General features: G+C 50.5%; 10 protein-coding genes. 1 reads left to right on the forward strand and 9 read right to left on the reverse strand.

All coding sequences use genetic code 11. The features are described from left to right. Positions 1–47 precede the first annotated feature (47 nt). Positions 48–1349, reverse strand: coding sequence for a D-alanyl-D-alanine carboxypeptidase/D-alanyl-D-alanine-endopeptidase (dacB, locus tag NZM05_01685; protein ID MCS7012331.1), 1302 nt, complete (start codon positions 1347–1349; stop codon positions 48–50). 436 nt (positions 1350–1785) lie between these two features. Between dacB and NZM05_01690 the strand changes: the two genes are divergently transcribed. Next, positions 1786–2403 (forward strand): hypothetical protein, encoded by a 618-nt coding sequence (locus NZM05_01690; GenBank protein MCS7012332.1) that lies wholly within the window; start codon positions 1786–1788, stop codon positions 2401–2403. A gap of 9 nt (positions 2404–2412) precedes the next feature. Here NZM05_01690 and NZM05_01695 read toward each other — a convergent pair whose 3' ends face one another. From NZM05_01695 to NZM05_01730, 8 genes are all read right to left on the reverse strand, one after another. Continuing rightward, positions 2413–3726 carry a tetratricopeptide repeat protein gene (locus NZM05_01695; protein ID MCS7012333.1) on the reverse strand — a complete coding sequence of 438 codons (1314 nt, stop codon included), beginning with the start codon at positions 3724–3726 and terminating at the stop codon, positions 2413–2415. Between the two features lie 117 nt (positions 3727–3843). Next, positions 3844–5352: a SusD/RagB family nutrient-binding outer membrane lipoprotein gene (locus tag NZM05_01700; protein MCS7012334.1), complete on the reverse strand. Its 1509-nt coding sequence runs from the start codon at positions 5350–5352 to the stop codon at positions 3844–3846. 126 nt (positions 5353–5478) lie between these two features. Next, positions 5479–8802, reverse strand: coding sequence for a SusC/RagA family TonB-linked outer membrane protein (locus NZM05_01705; protein MCS7012335.1), 3324 nt, complete (start codon positions 8800–8802; stop codon positions 5479–5481). Between the two features lie 177 nt (positions 8803–8979). Continuing rightward, the gene (locus NZM05_01710; GenBank protein ID MCS7012336.1) at positions 8980–10410 is read right to left on the reverse strand and encodes a tetratricopeptide repeat protein; all 1431 of its coding nucleotides are present in this window, start codon (positions 10408–10410) and stop codon (positions 8980–8982) included. A gap of 106 nt (positions 10411–10516) precedes the next feature. After that, positions 10517–11329: a DUF4397 domain-containing protein gene (locus NZM05_01715; GenBank protein MCS7012337.1), complete on the reverse strand. Its 813-nt coding sequence runs from the start codon at positions 11327–11329 to the stop codon at positions 10517–10519. A gap of 30 nt (positions 11330–11359) precedes the next feature. Further along, on the reverse strand, positions 11360–12811 hold the full coding sequence (locus NZM05_01720) for a hypothetical protein (GenBank protein MCS7012338.1): 1452 nt from the start codon (positions 12809–12811) through the stop codon (positions 11360–11362). Positions 12812–12931: 120 nt separating this feature from the next. Next, positions 12932–15808: a TonB-dependent receptor gene (locus tag NZM05_01725; protein MCS7012339.1), complete on the reverse strand. Its 2877-nt coding sequence runs from the start codon at positions 15806–15808 to the stop codon at positions 12932–12934. 282 nt (positions 15809–16090) lie between these two features. After that, entirely contained in the window at positions 16091–17629 is a 1539-nt protein-coding gene (locus NZM05_01730; protein ID MCS7012340.1) for a hypothetical protein, read from the reverse strand. Positions 17630–17652 lie beyond the last annotated feature (23 nt).

Genomic DNA, 17652 nt, shown 5'->3' on the forward strand with positions numbered 1-17652 from the left:
AGCGCATTTGGGTTGCCAAGCTATGGATTTCCCATGCAGGAAAGCAGCTAAATTTCCAGCAGCAGTTTGCAAATTGCGTCTTCTAAGGCTTTTGCCTGTCTGGTGCGGCGACCTAAACCGTTTGCAATAATTGAGAAGATTATCTCCTTGCCACTTCTGCTTTTAAGGTAACCTGAGAGCGACACCACGCCTGTAATTGAGCCGGTTTTTGCGCGAATTTGATGCGCCAGCGGGTGATGAATCCTCCCAGCCAGCGTGCCATCAGTCATTGGAATAGCTAGCGATTCATAGTATTCACGAAATGCTGAGCTATGCGTGCGCATATACGCCAGTGTTTCCACAATCAAATGTGGCGTTACAAAATTCTCGTGTGAAAGACCCGACCCATCTGTCAAACGATAAGTGCTCGGCTGTGCTTTCAGTTCGTCTCTTAGAAACTTTGACACAACTGCTAGCCCCTTTTCAATAGAACCTTCTCCATAAAACTCCGCGCCCAAGGTGCGTAGTAGCTGGTCAGCATAAAAATTATCGGAAATTTTATTCGTTGCTTTTAGGGCGTCGGTCAGTGAAATAGAGTAGTGCGAGAACAGATGTCTCCAACGCGTGCGGTCAATTTTGCGATTGTATGAGACCTTCTCGAGGCGGCTTGATGAAGGCATCACTCCTGCATCTTGAAGTGCTTGATGCAATACAGTGGCACAGTAGACATTCGGCTCAATTGAGACCAGCTTCAAGCGACTGCGACGACGAAACCCGCGCCTTACTACACGCTTTCTGCCATCCTTTGTTCTAATCACACGCACGCGTGAGACTTTTCGCAATTGCTGCTCACTGGCACGACTAAAATTGGCAACCGTGGCAAAGCGCACATCTCGTTCCTCTGTGCTGAGCGGTCTGTTGCCCACATAGTAGCTATTGTCAAGAATCAAATTGCCTTCTATTCTTGCAATCCCGTAGTGGCGCAGCGTATCGAGCCAAGTTTTGATAATGTCGTGAATCTCCTTTTCAAAGTAACCTGAAAGCATTGGGTCAGTGCTGCCCATCATAATCAAATTTCCTTGAAGCGTGCCGCCTCTAATCTCGCCCTCTACGAAAAAATCTGTGCGGTAACGGTAGCTTGCGCCCAGCTTCTCGATTGCAACTGCTGATGTGATAAGTTTCAGGTTTGAAGCGGGCTTAAACAGTTCATCTTGGTGATAGGCATAAATTGTTTCGCCTCCGACGGTTTGAATAGCGACACCGATTGTGCCACGTTTGCGGGATTGAACCAGTTGCTCAATCTTTTCTACGCACTCTGCAAGCCGTTCTGCTTCAGTTACGCCGCTGAGCCTTAGCGAAAAGCTGCTCATCGCTTTGGGGCGTCGTCGCTTGTGAGCATTTGCGAGAACCGTCTCGAGTGACACGCAAGTAAGCAGGCTGAACAGCAAAAGGGCGGATATGATGCGTAACAGGTTTGCTGCTAAGCGCATTTGGAATTGGTTTTTTGCTTAACGCCAGAGAGAGCCTTGTTCAGGTAACCAAGCGTGCAGGAAGATAATAAAAATTGTGCTGTGCAAAAAGGAACGTAAGCAGCGTGGCTGAAGGTAGCTACATTCCCTCTTTTTCACTACAGGGAAACAGGTGAGCTATGCAGGTTGGAATTGAGTAAGGCATATTGCTGAACCTGCTGACGTTGGCTTCTAATTCAGTGATTATGCATTTTTTGGAGCAAACACTTTTTGCTATACTTCGCTGCATACCTTTGTGAAGACAATTTTGCACGAACATCTATTCCTGCTTGAAACTATGAGACGCCCGTTTTTTCTTCTCGCAGCTTTGAGCGTGGTTTTCTTTCCCGCTTCGGTTCGCGCCCAAACCATCAATACTGCTGGTCGGCAAGGTCATCTTGTGCTCAAAATCATTGCGCCCAGTCTCAACCTCATTCAGCGCGAGCAAGTTTTTCAGCGGTTGTCTGCGCGCTTCAGTGACTTTGGCGTGCCTACTGCGGCATACACTACTGACGAAGAACACGATGCTCTTTTGCTTATCGTGATCAATCCCACACGTTCTTCATCTGGCATTTCTCCCTCGAATACCAGCGCGCGTCTAAATCGATTAATTACATACTCAACAGATTATTTAGCTACACCTTTTAACTCTACTACGAACCCGAGTGCTCTCTATGACATTTCGCTTTCGTTTAAATCGACCAATCGCGGCGCGCACTTTATTTCCCGTGCAGAATCACACGACTTTGCCCGCTACAACTCTATGACGGTCAGCAGTGCAAGTGGCTTGGAGTGGACGACAATGCTGGCAGGCGTTAATGGCGCTGATTACATCATTGCCGATGTCATCGTCAACGCTTTCCATCAACAGATGCAGGCAATGATGCGCGCTGCTGAAGTCAATGAAGAAAAGTGAGTATTGAGCCTACTCTTTTTTACCAGACTTTCGGTCTAAATGCTCCTGCAGGTCTGTCATTAGCTGTTGCACATTTACCAGCAGTTGAATGCGTCGCTGGCGGTCAACTGCTGCTGCAGTCTCAGGCATTGCACCACGCAGGAGATTGTCTTCTAATGTGGCTAACTCGGTAGCCATGTCCGAAATCTGTGCGATGATGTTATCGACCACTGCATCTTTTAGCTGGCGTGCTTCTTCTCTGAGGAGTCGAACGATACATAGCAAGTTGACTTCGGTGAGGCGCTTGAGCATCAAGGTCTGCTTGTTGCAATCAACTGTATTGAAGGAGCTGATAGGACTGGGTGGCGTAGAGGGCAGAAAGGTAATTGGAGCTGTCACACTGATAATGCGCGTTGCTAAGGCATTGCGTCCACGCACAGCTAATTGCTTAGTGTCCCTCAAAGCCTCTCGATACTCTGGTCGCTCTGCTTCAACCACCACCTCAGGTGCAGAATACACATAGAGCGAATCCTCCAGCGTGCTTATCTTTCGCGCTTTGCGGCCTTTTGGTTGGTAGCCTAGCTTTCGTGCTAGGGTCGCATCTGCAATACCTTCCTCTTTTTGTCCCATTTCTGCTTTCACGACGCCTCGCATAAAGTATGCATCAGAGAATGCTGGGCGCAAGCGCAACGCACGGTTCAGGTCACTTAGTGCACTGTTATACTGCCTTAGTTTGCGGTAAGCTATCGCACGATAGTAGTAGGCTTCTGCAGTCTCCACCAGCGAGAGCGATGCGGTAAAGTCCTCAATAGCGTCCAGTGCTTTTTCTAAACTTAGTTTCGCATACCCACGATAAAAATATGCCGAACTAGACTCCGCCACCCGCTTTAAGACCTCGCTAAAATCCTCAATGCCTAACGCATACTCTTCAATGGCCAAGCGACTTCTCCCACGCTGAAAGAAGTAGTCTGCATTGTTTGGATTCAGCAAAATCGCACGTGTGAAGTCTATATTCGCACGCGCATGCTGTCCCAACTCCTGTCTTAGAAGTCCACGGTAGTAGTATAGGTCTGCTTCATTCGGGGCTAACTCAATTGCTCTGGTGTAATCGGTCAGGGCTGCCGCTGTATCCTGCAAATAGAGCCACTGCGTGTAGGCTCTGCCCCAGTAAGCGCGCCAGTAGCTTGGGTCTTTTGCAATTGCTTTGTTGAAATCTACCAGTGCTGCGCTGTATGCTTCATTGGAAAGATGTGCTAAGCCAGAGGCATACAGTTCATCAGCAGTCTGTGCTCGGCTCTTCGCTGCTGCAAGTAGCGTTGCGCAAAGAAGAATGCAGAGGCGCATTTTCCATCTACGGATGCTTCGCATAGGGTTTCAGAGTTACTCTCTAAATGTGCTTTTTCAAAAGAAAATGGCGCAACAAAATTGCTGCGCCATTTTCGCATTTAATTTTTCAGTCTGCTACAGAATAGAGTTCCCAACCAGCGCTGAGACAAGGTTGTCGTTATCGGGTGGCACATCAGGCCGCCGCAAGCGTTCATTGATTGGATAGGTAAAGCGCAGCGGTGCGCGCCCGCCGCCGTCTGCACGGCGTGGTAGCGTGTTGGTGCGTCGCATATCATGGTAGGCTTGCCCTTCAAGGAAGAGCGCAATATACTTCTGGCGCAAAATTTCACGCACGACATCCAACTGCGTTACAGGGCCGGCGTAATTGCCCAAGTTCCCCTCTGCTCGCAGCGTGTTCAGTAGCGCCACGGCTGAGTCGAGGCTGCCTGTTCGGGCAAGGCATTCAGCGCGAATGAATGCCGTCTCACGTGCGCTCATAATTGGGAAGTCAGTGCCAAGATTGCCATAGCCACCTGTAGCGCGGTTTAGGAAAGCGGCCCCTGCAGGAGAGCGTTCAGCTGAGTCGCGCTGCGTGTTGCCTGTGCGTGCACTAAATCGGTTAGGCACATATGCATATCCGAAGAATGAGCCACGCGCGGGTGAAGTGGTTGGGGCTTCGAAGTAGCGCCGCATTCGTGCGTCTTCCTTTCGGTCATCACCGGGTGCTCTGGATAGAGCGTTTGGTCCAGAGATTTCGTCAATGTTTTGCAGAATGTCCATAAAGTATTTGTCGGCGCGCACAGGAAACCCCTGCTCATTAGCGAGAAATGTGCCAAAAAGGGCCTGCTCATTGACATTCGCTGCGTTTGCACGTGCCCTTACACTTGGCACTGCCCCTGAAAGTCCTGCATTTGCATTGGCTAAGGCTGCAGTATAGTTCTTGACATGGAGGAAGTAGCGCGCCTTGAGTGAACGCGTGGCGGCAATCCAGTTTGCACGGTTTCCGCCGTAAATCAGGTCTTGCGGTAGCGTTGCGGTGCCTGCGGTGAAGCGTGCAAGTGCTGAGTCCAGATTAGCTTGCGCTTGTGCATATGCTTCGGCTTGGCTTACAAACGGTGGCGGGTCAAAGCGCTTTACAAAATCTCCTGCGTCTTGCAAACTTTGAATCGGGATTGAGCCGAAAAGCGCCGCAAGTTCACCGATTGCCAGCGCTTTATACCAGAACGCAATGCCCATATAGGTATTCCGCAGTTCGGCAGGCATGGCAATGTTCGGCGCAAGGCGCAAAATGTCATTAGCCGATTTCATCACTTGGTAGCCTTGCAGCCAGATTAGGTTGAACTCACGCGAGGTTGATTCTACATAGTCATTCCATTGTAGAATCTGCGTGCGTCCATCAGCATTGATGATTTGCCAAGTCCAAATTGAGCAGAACATCGCTCGGTCGCCAGAGTAGAAATCACCGCCTCCTGAAATTAGTCCAACTAACAACGCATTCAGCCCATCAACCGTGCCAATGACAGATTCATTCGGTGCATTTGGCGAGTTATTGAGGTTTGGATCAATGTTGCAACCGCTTTGAAGCCAAAGAATTGCTGCAATCAGTAGTGAAGTCAGATGCAACTTAAATCTACGGTGTTTCATAGTGTTTGAGTCTCTAAAATTTTTGGAAATCCGTTGTTTTTCAACCTTATGCTCTGAAAGCTGAGTTTTGCGATATGATTTGGGCTACTTTGAGGGGTGGACAGATGAATCCTGTCCACCTCTCCCTTAATAAGTTAGCTGCACGCCAAACCGCAGCGAGCGAATTTGCGCAAACTGGAACCAGTCAATGCCGCGTGCATTTTGGTTGCCGAAAGAGTTGACCTCAGGGTCGTAGCCAGTGTAGCTCTTAAAGAAGGTGGCAAGATTACGACCTGAGAAGATGAAGGAGAGCTGGCTAATGCCGAAGTCCTTTAAGATGTCCCAGTTGTATTGAATGGTTACATCACGCAGGCGCAGGAAGCTGCCATCCTGAATATGTGGCTCAGCAATTACGAAGCCATCGAGGAAACCACGATAAAGCACAGTGCGCTGTACCTGCTGTCCGGGCTGATAGGTTACGCCAAAGAGCGTCAGTGGTGTGGTGCGTCTTGGATCGACGATAATTGGCTCGCCTTCGAAGAAAGCCGGCTCCTCACGGTCGCGGGTCGGTCCCCATGTGCCAAAGCGAATCATACCACCCTGTGTGCCATTGAAGACACGATTGCCAAAGACGCCATCGAACAAGATGCTAATAGAGAGATTCTTGAAAATTCTGAAATCATTGCGCAGTGAGAGCGTGTAAGCCGGCCATGGGTTTGCAAATCCGAAGATAGGCTGCCCATCTTGCACAGGTGCTCCTACCAGTCCCGTAATCGCACCGTTGTTTGCCACATCATTTGCTGTGAATGCGCCTGCCACCACCAAGCGAGAGTTCGGTGCATTTGGTGCCACGCTGATGACACGCCCGCCTTGACGCACCATGTTGCCACTTGCATCGACTTGCACCCAAGTGATGCCTGAGCGCACAATGTTACCATTCTGGTCACGCAGCCAGCCATTGACTTGCAGCGCACCGTAAGGCTGTCCTTCGTTGATGTACGCTGCAGAACCTGCAAAGCCACCCAAGAGAATTGGTGCTGCACCAGAGAGGCTATTTACAATGTTGTGGAAGCGCGCATAGTTCAGCGTAGCGTTCCAAGTAACTTCAGGCGTGTTGAGAATTGTGCCCTGAATAGATAGCTCAAATCCCTCGTTGGTCATCGCTGCTGCATTGCGCAGCACGGAGTTATAGCCTGTTGAGGGTGCCACAGGGAACGAGACAATAATATCAAAGACGCTGGTCATATAGTAGTTGGCTTCCACATTGATGCGGTTATTCCAGAAGCCTAAGTTCAGACCAATCTCGCGCTCAACCAACCGCTCGGGTCTCACGTCTTGCGTAGCACCGCCGACTGTTGAGGCATTAAGACCAGCATTGCCTAAGCGGTTTGACCATGTGCCACGCGCAAATGATGCGGTAATGCCACCCGTAGTATAGAGGAAGTTCGTTGCATACGGGTCAGGCTGCTGCGGTGAGCCAGATTCTCCATATGCCGCACGAATGATGACATTATCCACAATCCCCTTTAAGCCCTCCATAAAGCTTTCTTGACCTAAGTTGTAGGAGAAGCCTGCTTTCGGGAAGAACGAGAATGGCTGATTGGTGCCGAATGCAGAGGAACCATCGCGGCGGACACTGGCTGTTACGGCAATTCGGTCGAAGAGGTCCAGTGTCAATTGTGCAAACTGTCCGATAATCACCCACTCTTGACGACTCGATGAGGCTAACTGGGTTGCACCTGAGTTCAGTTGACTGAAGAAAGGCGAAATGTCGCTGGTCTGTGCGTTGATAGCATCACGGCGAAGTGAGATGGACTGACCGCCTGCCACCAGTGTCGCCTTGATGTCCTTGATGAAATTATACTTTAGCGTTGCCGCTATTTCCAAATTCAGTTGGTTGTCGAAGCGAGGGTCGCTGACCACTGCGCCTGTGCCACCTGGACCAAAATTCGCATCTCTTGCGCCTCGTGCAAGGATATAAGTGTTGGTTTGGTCATAGCGGTCCAAGCCTAACTGAGCGCGCAAGTTTGCTACGAAACCCGTTTCAGGGTTTTGGTAAATGTCCCAAGTGAGAGCGGAGTTATGGATAAATCGGCTCAGGCGCGATGTGTAAGAGTTGTTCTCTTGTGTCCAGATAGGGTTGTCATATGGACCGTAGCGGCGCTGAGAGCCGTCAGGCTCATATGCACGTGTATTGTCAAAGTCTGGCGGCGTGCGCAGCGCAGAGAGGTAGATACCTGAAATACTGTTCCCAACGGTTGGAATCAGCGTCTGCGAAACGATGTAGTTATTTGTAGTGGTGTAGCGCACGCCGGGCAGAAGCGTAAAGCCGACATTAGCGCGAAAGTTATTGCGGTTGAGGTCAGAGTTACGGAACACGCCTTGATTTTGGTCGAATGTGCCGCCTACGTAGTAGTCAAAGTATGAAGTTGCACCAGAGATACTTACGGTCTGCTGCCAGCTATTTGGGGTGCGGAAAATACCATTGAGCTGGTCATAGACAGGCTGCCCGGGTTGTATGCGCGGTCCCCAACTGAATGCGCCACCGGGCGTGCCGCGTGTTTCACCCGGACCTGGCTCACGATAGGCGTTCGGTCCTGCTACGCCATTGACACCTTGACCATATTCTTTTTGCAAATCAATTGAGCCAAGTGGGCTTGCAGTTTCATAGAAGCCTGCTGCGCTGATTTTCGTTGGGCGTTCGAGATTATTGTATTTGCCCTTCTTCGTGTTGATGATAATGACGCCATTGCCAGCTACAGCACCGTAGATTGCCGCTGCCGCTGGACCTTTCAACACTTCAATTGATTCAATGTCTTGTGGGTTAATATCAATTGCGCGTGCGCCCGCATCAACAGCTGGTTGGTTTGGGCTGGTTTGCGTGTTGTCAATGATGACACCGTCGACAATATAGACTGGCTCAGAGCTGCCACGTGCCGACTTCGGACCACGCACCGTGATAAAGGTTGAACCACCGGGCACGCCTGAAGCACGCGTTACTTGAATACCTGTAACTTGTCCAGATAGACCATCAATCGCTGCTGGTGAAGCAATGTTATTGATGCGCTCGCCAGCGACGTTGCCCACTGCCGCACCCAGCTTACTGCGATCAACTTCACCAGAAAGTCCCAGCACCACGACCTCTTCAGCTTGCGATGCTTTCACACGTAGCGCAAAGTCCAGCCTAACTGGCTCTGTGGCTGTTACCGTAACCGTCTGTGATTTGGTCTCATAACCAATCAGCTTGACTTCAACAATGTGTGTGCCAATCGGGGCTCTGAAGGAGTATTCGCCGTTTGCGTTGGTCGAGCTACCAATGCGCAGTGCAGGAATAGAGACCACTGCACCTGGCAGCCCTTCCTTTGTTTCGGCATCAATGATGCGCCCTGAAATCGTTTGTGTTTGCTGCTGAGCGTAGCTATGCGCGCATATGCACAAAAAGGTAATGCAGCAGAGTATTGCTTTCTTCATAGTTCGCTGTTTGTTGTTTTGTTGATAAAGTCTTCGTATCAACTCGTTTAAAAACGGAGCAAGTCTCTCCGAGCCGATGTCTGTTGATAGAATGCGCTGTATTTACGCAAAAGTCCAGACACGTGCAAACGAGCAGTATGCAGCACTGCTGCAAATGCAGCAGAATTTTTGCTTTTCTCAATTTGTCAGTGGATAATTTTTCGCTTGCATATACTCTCGCAGCTGCTGAATCTTCTCTTCAATTTCACGAATTGCGTTTTCAGCCTCTCGCCGAGCGTCGTCAATCGTTTGTGATGTCTCTGCCATCTGCATCTGATTATTGATTCTATCCACCAGAAATGCCATCTCTTGCACAAGCCGCACGACAAAGGCATCCTGCAGGATTTGTGCTCGCCGCTGCAACAGTATTACCACACATTGAATTGGCACTTCACGCAGTCGACTTCCTTCCAAAACCCCCAATGTTTGGCTGTTGTCTGTCGAGATTGCTGAAAGCAAAGCATTTTCATTGCAGCCAAAAAGGTTCATTCCCCCTACGCGCGCTGCTTTGAAGACAGGATGATTAAAGAGGTCTTGGGCACGACCCGAGCGCATGGAGGCGACATTTGCCCTCGCCACGCTCGTACCAGCCTGAGACATTAGCTTGATTTCCCTTACAGCAGCCGCTTGCTCAGGCGTCAGTGCCTCAACCACAATTTGCGGTGCGTAATACACCCGCAGCGAATCCAGCGTCCTGTCTTTTGAGTAATACTTGCTTAGAAGCTCTGCTGCTGGCTTGTAGCCCAGATTTTGCGCCTTGAGTACATCTGCCAGTCCCTTTTCTTTCATTCCCATTCCGAGCTTTAGTGTGCCGCTTTCAAATAGCAGTTCAGGGTGGTCTGGTCTCAGCTCCACGGCCCGCTCAAAGTCTGCCAGTGCCAGCCCATACTGTTTCTGGCGTCGGTAAAAGGCAGCGCGAAGTCTGTAGGCTTCAGCGTCTTCACGCCGCCGAATGAGCTCGGCATAATCTTTTAGTGCCAGCTCAGTCTGACCGAGACTGGCATAACATGCCGCTCGTTGTGAGAAGGCTTCATCAAATGGGGTTTTGCTGTTGATTACAGTTGTCAAGTCTTCAATTGCTTCTTCCAGCGCCCCTAGCCCAATTCTTGCCATTGCTCGGTAGAAGTAGGCTTGCACGCTATCTGGCGACAGGCTGATTGCCGCCGTAAAATCGGCATTTGCACGTGAAAAATTGCGTGCTGCTCTTGCCAGCTGTCCGCGAAAAATGTAGGCTTCAAAGTTTCGGGGGTTTATGACAAGGGCTTTATTGTAGTCAGCAAAGGCTCCGATCGTGTCACCTAAGAATTGTTTAGCGTAGCCGCGCATCAGGTAGGCACGCACATACAGCGAGTCCTTCTCAATTACCTCTGAAAAGAGGGTGGCTGCCCGTGCAAATTCTGCTTGACGCATTGCAGTTACGCCTTCCACATACAAGCTGTCGCTTATTAAAGCCTTCGCTGGCTTTTGCTTGAGAATTGCCAGTTTCGGCTGCGTCAGTGCTACGCAAGGCAGTAAGAGAATTAGAACCAGTAGCGTCCACCCTTGCTTACCTCTCACTTGTCCTGTCATCTCTTACCTCAATTATCTGTTCCCGCTTCCTCACCTATTGGATAGACGTCGCTAAAAAAGCGGAACGCCAACTTTCAGGTTGGCGTTCCTGCGCACCTTTTCTTGTTCAGTTATTCAGATATGATGTTACGCCCAAGGCTGCTGCACCACTTGCGCCAACTAATCCTCTTGCAAGAATGGTGTAGACACGGCGTGGGGCTACAGTGAGTGTTGCGCTGGTTACTGTCTGTCCGCCAGCAACAATGTCGACACGGAACGTGCCTGTATCAATTGGCACAAAGTCGCGCACATCCTTGTAGCGCGTTTCCCCAAAGAGTTCCAAGTTGGTGATACCCGGGCTACTGGTGCGCGTAATTAGCACACGCACGGCTGGGGCATTCGGCGAGAAGTGACCAAACCGTGCACTGCCACGAAAGACCGTCAGGTCAGGGAAATTCGGCACATCATCTTGCACCACTTTGGGTTGAATACCGCCCGGTGTCCCAACTGTATCGGAAATAAAAATGGTGTATGCGCGATTGGCTGCAACATTGACATCTACTTGCGCCACCACGCGTGGGTCAGGCGATTGCAAGGGTGGGCGCGCTGCCACACCACCTGGCGCCGCAAACACCTTCAAATTCCGATTCCCGACATCAACGCCAATGTATCCTGTATTGCCTAAGTAAGAAACAGCTGGTCCTGTAAAGCGCGGCGGTGTGCCCGGCACGCTTCGATTCAGGAAAGCAAAGACGGTGTCGCCTACGACGCGATTGTCCAAGAGCAAATCCACAGGGCCGGCATTCGCAGAAAGATGTAGAATGCGGATGCTACCAATTTCAGGTGTCTCACCTGTTGTTGGCAGGTTTGAGCATGACACCGTCGCAATAGACAGCGTCAGTGCCAACCCCAAGAGCAGCAAGTTTTTTTGTTTCAGCATTTCCAAAAGTTTTTGAAGTTCTGAGAAAGCTTATGGACGTCTCAGTGGGTATGCACGGTTTCGCGCTATGATACGGTTCATATCTACACCACAGGTAACGATATTGCCTGAGACCGTGAACGCGTCCATGTCGTGTGTGCCGGGATTGATATTGGCAAAGCCTGGGATGTAGGTTGGGATAACTGGTAAGTCAAACCCAGGTCCTGTGCCAATCGGGTTGACATCTAACTGGCGGCGCCAGAGTGGTAAGCGCATACCCAAGTCGCAGATGCGCCGTCCTTCTAAGAAGAAAATCTCCTGTCGCAACAGAAAGAGCGTGCGCACCAGCTCTTCTTCGTTGTCTGGCAACGCATCAATGTCTGAGGCACGAAGACTAGTAAAGGATGTTGGATAAACGTTGATCAGACCTGGGCGCGTGCGAATCAGCCCTGGAATCGCTGGAGAAGTTGCGTCAGCTCGCACCAAAAGGTCAGCCGAGCGTGGTCGAAATCCTCCAACTGCGGGTACATTCGGGCGTGTATTCGTGCTATTGAAGCCCACAACTGAGTCAGGGCGCAATGCAGCGGCAATTGCCCGCCTCATTTGTGCTTTTGCTTCGGCAAAGTTACCTGCTGCAATCGCTACCTCTGCCAAAATCAGATGTGCTTCTTCAATTTTTAGCACAGGGATAGGTGAATCTACCGCCGTGTATTTTGGATCTAAAAAGTCTAGCCGTGGCAACGGTTGCAAGTCACGTGCTGGTCGTGTAATCAGAAACGGAATCACGCCGTTGGTAAAATTCTGCGCATCGTAGAGCGCTCGATACACATAGCCTGCGCTGCCCGGTGTGTTCAGAGCGGCGTTTGCATAGAATGCAGCACTATCCGCCTGACCCAGCAAGCGATACGCTCTTGCTAAGGCAAGACGCGGCGCTACTTGGTTAATTGCCAAGCGTGTGTCAGAGCCGGATGGCAAAAGCGACGGCAGCGCTAAGCCAGGCAACGCAGCCAAAAAGTCATTGATTGCCTCCCGCAGCACTTGGCTTGAAGTAAGCCCTGGACCACCCTCTACAAGCGGAATGTTCGCAAAGTTCTCTGCTAGCACCAGCAGCGCCATTCCTCTGAAAAAGCGCGCTTGTGCAATTGCATTAGTTCGCTGATCTGCCGTGAGTGTTCGGTCCAGCGGAATTTGTGTAATTGCAAACTCCGCTTGTGCCCGCAATGTTTGTGCGCTAGAATACGAGGCAGGCAAGCTGATGTCGTCTGCATTGATATTGCGCGGGTTATCGGCTACTGGCGAAAGAAAAGTTGAGATATTGACATAGTCATCACTGACATATGCATTGTAGAGCGTAACGTTTGCGATCATCGCCGAAAATTGGTTGCGCACACCTTGCAGCACTTGGTTCGCACTGCCACCTGGAAAGGCACGCAGCGCTTCATCTGTGATGGTTGGGTTAATGACTTCAGTTGGATTAGTTTGGCAGGCATTGAAGAAAAGCATTGTACTCCCTCCGATGAGTACAAGCACGGCCGCACAAACCTGAGATTTGAAGCTAAACTTTTGTTTGTTCATGTCGCCTAAAGGTTAGTTTTTGCAGATTTTCAGGCTCTTTTGCGTTGCTTAGAAGTTGTATTCCACGGTGAACCGAATTTGCCGCGCTGGGGATAGGTTTGCACCACCTGTTGAGCCTAAGTCTAGTGCGCCTGCAGCACGTGCCCAGTTAATTTCGGGGTCGACACCAGTCGCTGCCGTCGCAATGACCAGCGGGTTTCGGATTGCCGCACTTAGATTTGCGCCACGGAAGCCAAAGGCATTTCGATAGCGAACCGTTATATCACGCCACTTAATCCAGCGCGCATCTTCTGCGAAGAATGAACCATATGCAGCAAAGTTTCCGGGCGTTACAACCGAGTTCTGACTGAAGGAGACATACCCCGGCACACGTGCGAGTGCATCAGGATAGTTGTTTGCAATTCTTAGCACTTGCAGCGTGTTAATCAGCGCATTGCCGCCCGAGTATTCAAACAGTGCGCTAATCGTAATATCACGCATCACCACTGCTTCCAAAGTTACAGAGCCAAAGTATGTCGGAATGGATTGGGCACCGTTGAATTGGTTAGAGATAAAACGCCCGCGATATGTGCCATCGGCTTCTCTCTCCAAGCGGTTGGCACGAATTGCTCCAATCGGACGCCCGTTCTCAACAAACAATCCTGAGAAGGCAAACCCACCGACTCCAAACCCCGGAATCGGTCTGCCACCGATGGTGCCGATATCCGTTACTTCATTGCGCACAAACGCCATATTTACTCGAGCATTGAACTCGAAATCCGTAATCTTGATGACATTGCCGGAAATAGAGAGTTCCCAGACGCCGTTGAACACCTTACCCACGTTGCGTTGCACCAGTCCAAACCCTGTTACAGGGTCACTGGGCACGGCAAAGAGCGCGTCCGTAGTGAGGGTTGAGCTGTAAGTTGCTGAGAAAGAAATGCGGTCATCGAGGAAACCCAGTTCAATGCCACCTTCCAGTGAGGTCACAAATTCAGGTTTAATGTCAGGATTGCCTGGATTTGCTGGCGCAATAGCTGCAGAACCTAAGAATGATGGCGCGCTATAGGTGCGGTCTCTTAGGAACGGCGCTGGAAAGTTACCGGTCTGACCAATCGCTCCACGCAGCTTGAGAAATGAGACATACTTTTTCCACTCTGCAGGGTAGAACTCAAAGTCCGACAGAATGGTTGCAATGCCTCCTCTTGCCAGTGGAATGAAGGAGACATTTCGACCGAATGCCGTGCTACCGTCAAAACGCACCCCTCCATCAAGGAAAATGTGCTTTAGCACTTCTGCACGCACTTCACCAAAGACACCTGCGAGAAACACTGAGCCGACACTCTCTGAGCCTGTTACAATACCTGCTTGGTTAAAGGTGCGTGTGCCTGCGGCAAGGTTTTGTCCCGAGCCAGTTATCACGCGCACATCTTGGCGGAAGGCTTCGCCCCCAAAGTTTAGCGAGATAGAGGCAACATCTAACTCAGGCAGCTTAATGCTCCCTGCAAAATTGATAATTGGCTGCATAAATTCTCGATCTGAGCGCGTGATGCTGCCCAGCACAGCCGAGCCGAATGCAATGCTGGCTTCAATAGGCGTAAGGAACCGTGCCTCTCGCTTGTTGTAGTCGAAGCCAATCGTTACGCGGTTGCTGAACCACTTGAAGGGTGAGTAATTGAGCGTCAGAGAAGTAATAACGCGATTGACGTTTTCATCATACTCCGGCAGCATCCAGATAGCAAGAAGACTGTCGGGATTGTCCGTGCCTGCCGGAGTAAAGCGACGGTCACGGAACGCGGTTCCATGTTCCATCTGACCTAGCGGCGCCAGAAGGTTATTCCCCTGATTGAAGCGGCTAAAGCCGTTTCGCACAAAGGAGGTAGAAATCTCCGCATCTAAGTTTTCATTAAAAATTGCGCGTGCGCCGAAAGCTATGTTGTAAAGGTCATCTCTTGCTTGGTTTCTTGTAATAAAGCCATTGGTGCTACGTGCCATTGCAGAGATGTTGTAGGTGAAAATATCACCGCCGCCGTTCAAGTTTAGCGTGTAGTTTTGGAAGAAGCCCGTTTGGAAGAAGAGTCTGCGCGTTACTTCTTCTTGAATGAAGCGTGTTTCAGGATTATCCGCACCTAAGGTTGCGACCACTCTTACGGTTGGGGAGCCTGGCGTGCCTTTCTTAGTAAAAATCTGCGTTACACCGTTTGCCGCTTGCGTGCCGTAGAGCGTTGCCGCTGAGCCACCCAGTGCCACTTCCACGCGCTCAATTTCACCTGTTACAAGCTGTGCCATAGAGGAGCTTACGGTGCCGCCAGTGCCGATACCAAAGTTATCGCCTACATCGACACGCACATTATCAACATAAAAGACAGGCGTCGAGTTATTAGCTGCACTTTTCACACCACGCGATTGAATGCGTGAGCCTGTCCCGGGTAAGCCCGAAGCCATCCCCACCGAAACCCCTGCAATTTGCCCCTGCAAAAGCTGATCAATCGACTGTACCGTTACGTTTTGAATCATCTGTGGCGTAATAGACTGCACTGGCGCAGAGAGCTTACGCTTTTCCGTCGCTGCTGCCAATCCTGTTACAACGACTTCCTCTGCGCTTACTGCCGAAGGAAGCAGCGCAAAGTTTACCTCAACCGTCTTGTCCGCCTCGACAGTAACCTGTTTCGTTGCGGTCTTATACCCGATATACTTGACCACCAGCGTGTATTCACCGGGTTTTAGGCGGCGCAGTGCATACTCACCGTCCAAATTGGTTACCGTTCCAATCTTCGTATCTAAAATTGCCACTTGCGCACCAACCAGCTTTTGACCATCGTTTGCGTCCGTTACAACCCCCTTGATATCACCGGTTTGCGCCCAGAGGGTGCTGCTGGATAGTATGATTAGTCCAAGTATAAAGACTGCTCCGAAAGTTCGCTTTGCTCTTGTAGACCGCATCATAGCATTTTGTTTGGTTGTTTTGTTGATACCTTCACTTGGAATTAGCCTTCGCTGCACTACTTCGCAACTAAGCAGGAAATGGGCTGGAAAGAGTTGAAGTGTGAAGCTGGACTAATGTTCCAACGTGCTTTCAAATTAGTCGGCGCAGTTTAATAAACTGTCTTCAAACTTGCAATTACTATCTGTGCTCACAGAGCTACTGAAGGAATACACTGTCGCCTCTCATTTTGTCCCATTGAAACTCAGAAGCCAGCCTACAGGCTGGCTTCTGCGTATCCTACTCTATGGTTGTGGTTGAACTTGCCCGCCTGTAAAGCGTGTCGCATTCGGGCCGCCAAGCCATGAGTTCGACCCATCAGCTGTATTTACCCCATCACCGTTGCCACCACCGTAGGTGTATAGTGGCTCTTGGCGTGCAGCCAGCTCTACAGCTGGAACGGGGAAGTGCAGAAGTGTGCCACGCTGTAAAGCGTCTCGGCGCCGCATGTCTTTGAAGTGCAGTCCATAGTCCGTCATCATAAGCTCAATATCTCGCTCATCAAAAATTACGCGGAGCACCTCGTCTCGTGAAGCAGTGGGTGGCAGGGGCGGCCGGCGTCCGACGGTCACACGACGGCACTGATTGAGAATCTCTACCGCTTCTGGCACGCGATTCAGCATCGCCAACGCTTCAGCCCGCAGCAATCGGTTTGTTTCTGCATAGAGAAAAACGCAGGGACCAATGCCATTTGCATTATACAGGTCATCATAGCGACTAAACCGATAGTGACTACGGAGCTGCGGTCCCCTATCAAGGCGGAAGAAAGCCAAGTTGGTCTCATACCTAAAGTAGCCTGTGGATTCTCTCATTCGGGCATCGAGCGTGCTATCAGCACGGCGCAATGTGCCTGTTGCAGGGTAGCCTGTGGGGTAGGTTGGATCCATAATGCGAATTACACGATGGTCTGTGCGCCAATACCAGAACAGCCCAGCGATTTCTACAAACCAGTTCTCCCAGTTGTTGCCGTCAAGATTGATTACATAGTCTTGCGTCATACCGCGCTCAGTGAGTTGCAACACGCGGTTCCAGTCAGTCTGGCTGTTTTCTCGGCGGTTGCGAGCATTCTGCACAAGGAAGTTGGCAGCGTAGGTACGTGCCAAACGCCCCAGCTGATCGCTGGTATAGGGCGACGGTGTATTGATGAAGTTTGCTGGTAAGGTGAAGTTGACGCTATCACAGATGCGAATGACGCGGTCAAAATTTCGCTGTGCCTCTGCCATCACAGCGCGGTAGTCAGAAAAGTCCAGCCGCTGACTTAGGTCTTGGGTAGGCGAGACAATATAAGCCTTATCAAATGTGTTAGCCAAGTACCCGAGAGCCATTGCTTTTACGAAGTATGCACCTGCCAGTGTTGCCGCATTCACGTCTCTGGCACCCGCACTTTTTCCTTCTATTTCAATCGCGCGAATAACATCATTTGCGTTGGAAATCGCTGCATGCCAGCGTTGAAATGGAATGGACGCAATATCACCATTAGAGTTTGCCAGCGTATTGTCCCATGCCACGCGTGGTTCGACCTTGAAGAAATTCCAAAATCCACGAAAGGCATTAGTCATCGTTACATAGTCTGCAGCCCATTCCATGTGGACATTATTCTGGTATCCGATGTATGGGTTATAGAGCGTTACAAAAGCGCCTGCTACGATGCCTTGCAAGTCTTGCGGTGTGGCTAAAACGCGCCGTGTGTCAGGGTTATTCGGGTTATTCACATTGAGGTCAGCGCAACTGCTTACTGCCACGAGCAACAATACAGCCAGAATTGGAGCAATAACTTTTTTCATTTCTGGTTCTTGGTTTAAGGTTT

The organism is Chloroherpetonaceae bacterium, from assembly GCA_025056565.1.
In the GTDB taxonomy this organism is placed as follows: Bacteria; Bacteroidota; Chlorobiia; order Chlorobiales; family Thermochlorobacteraceae; genus Thermochlorobacter.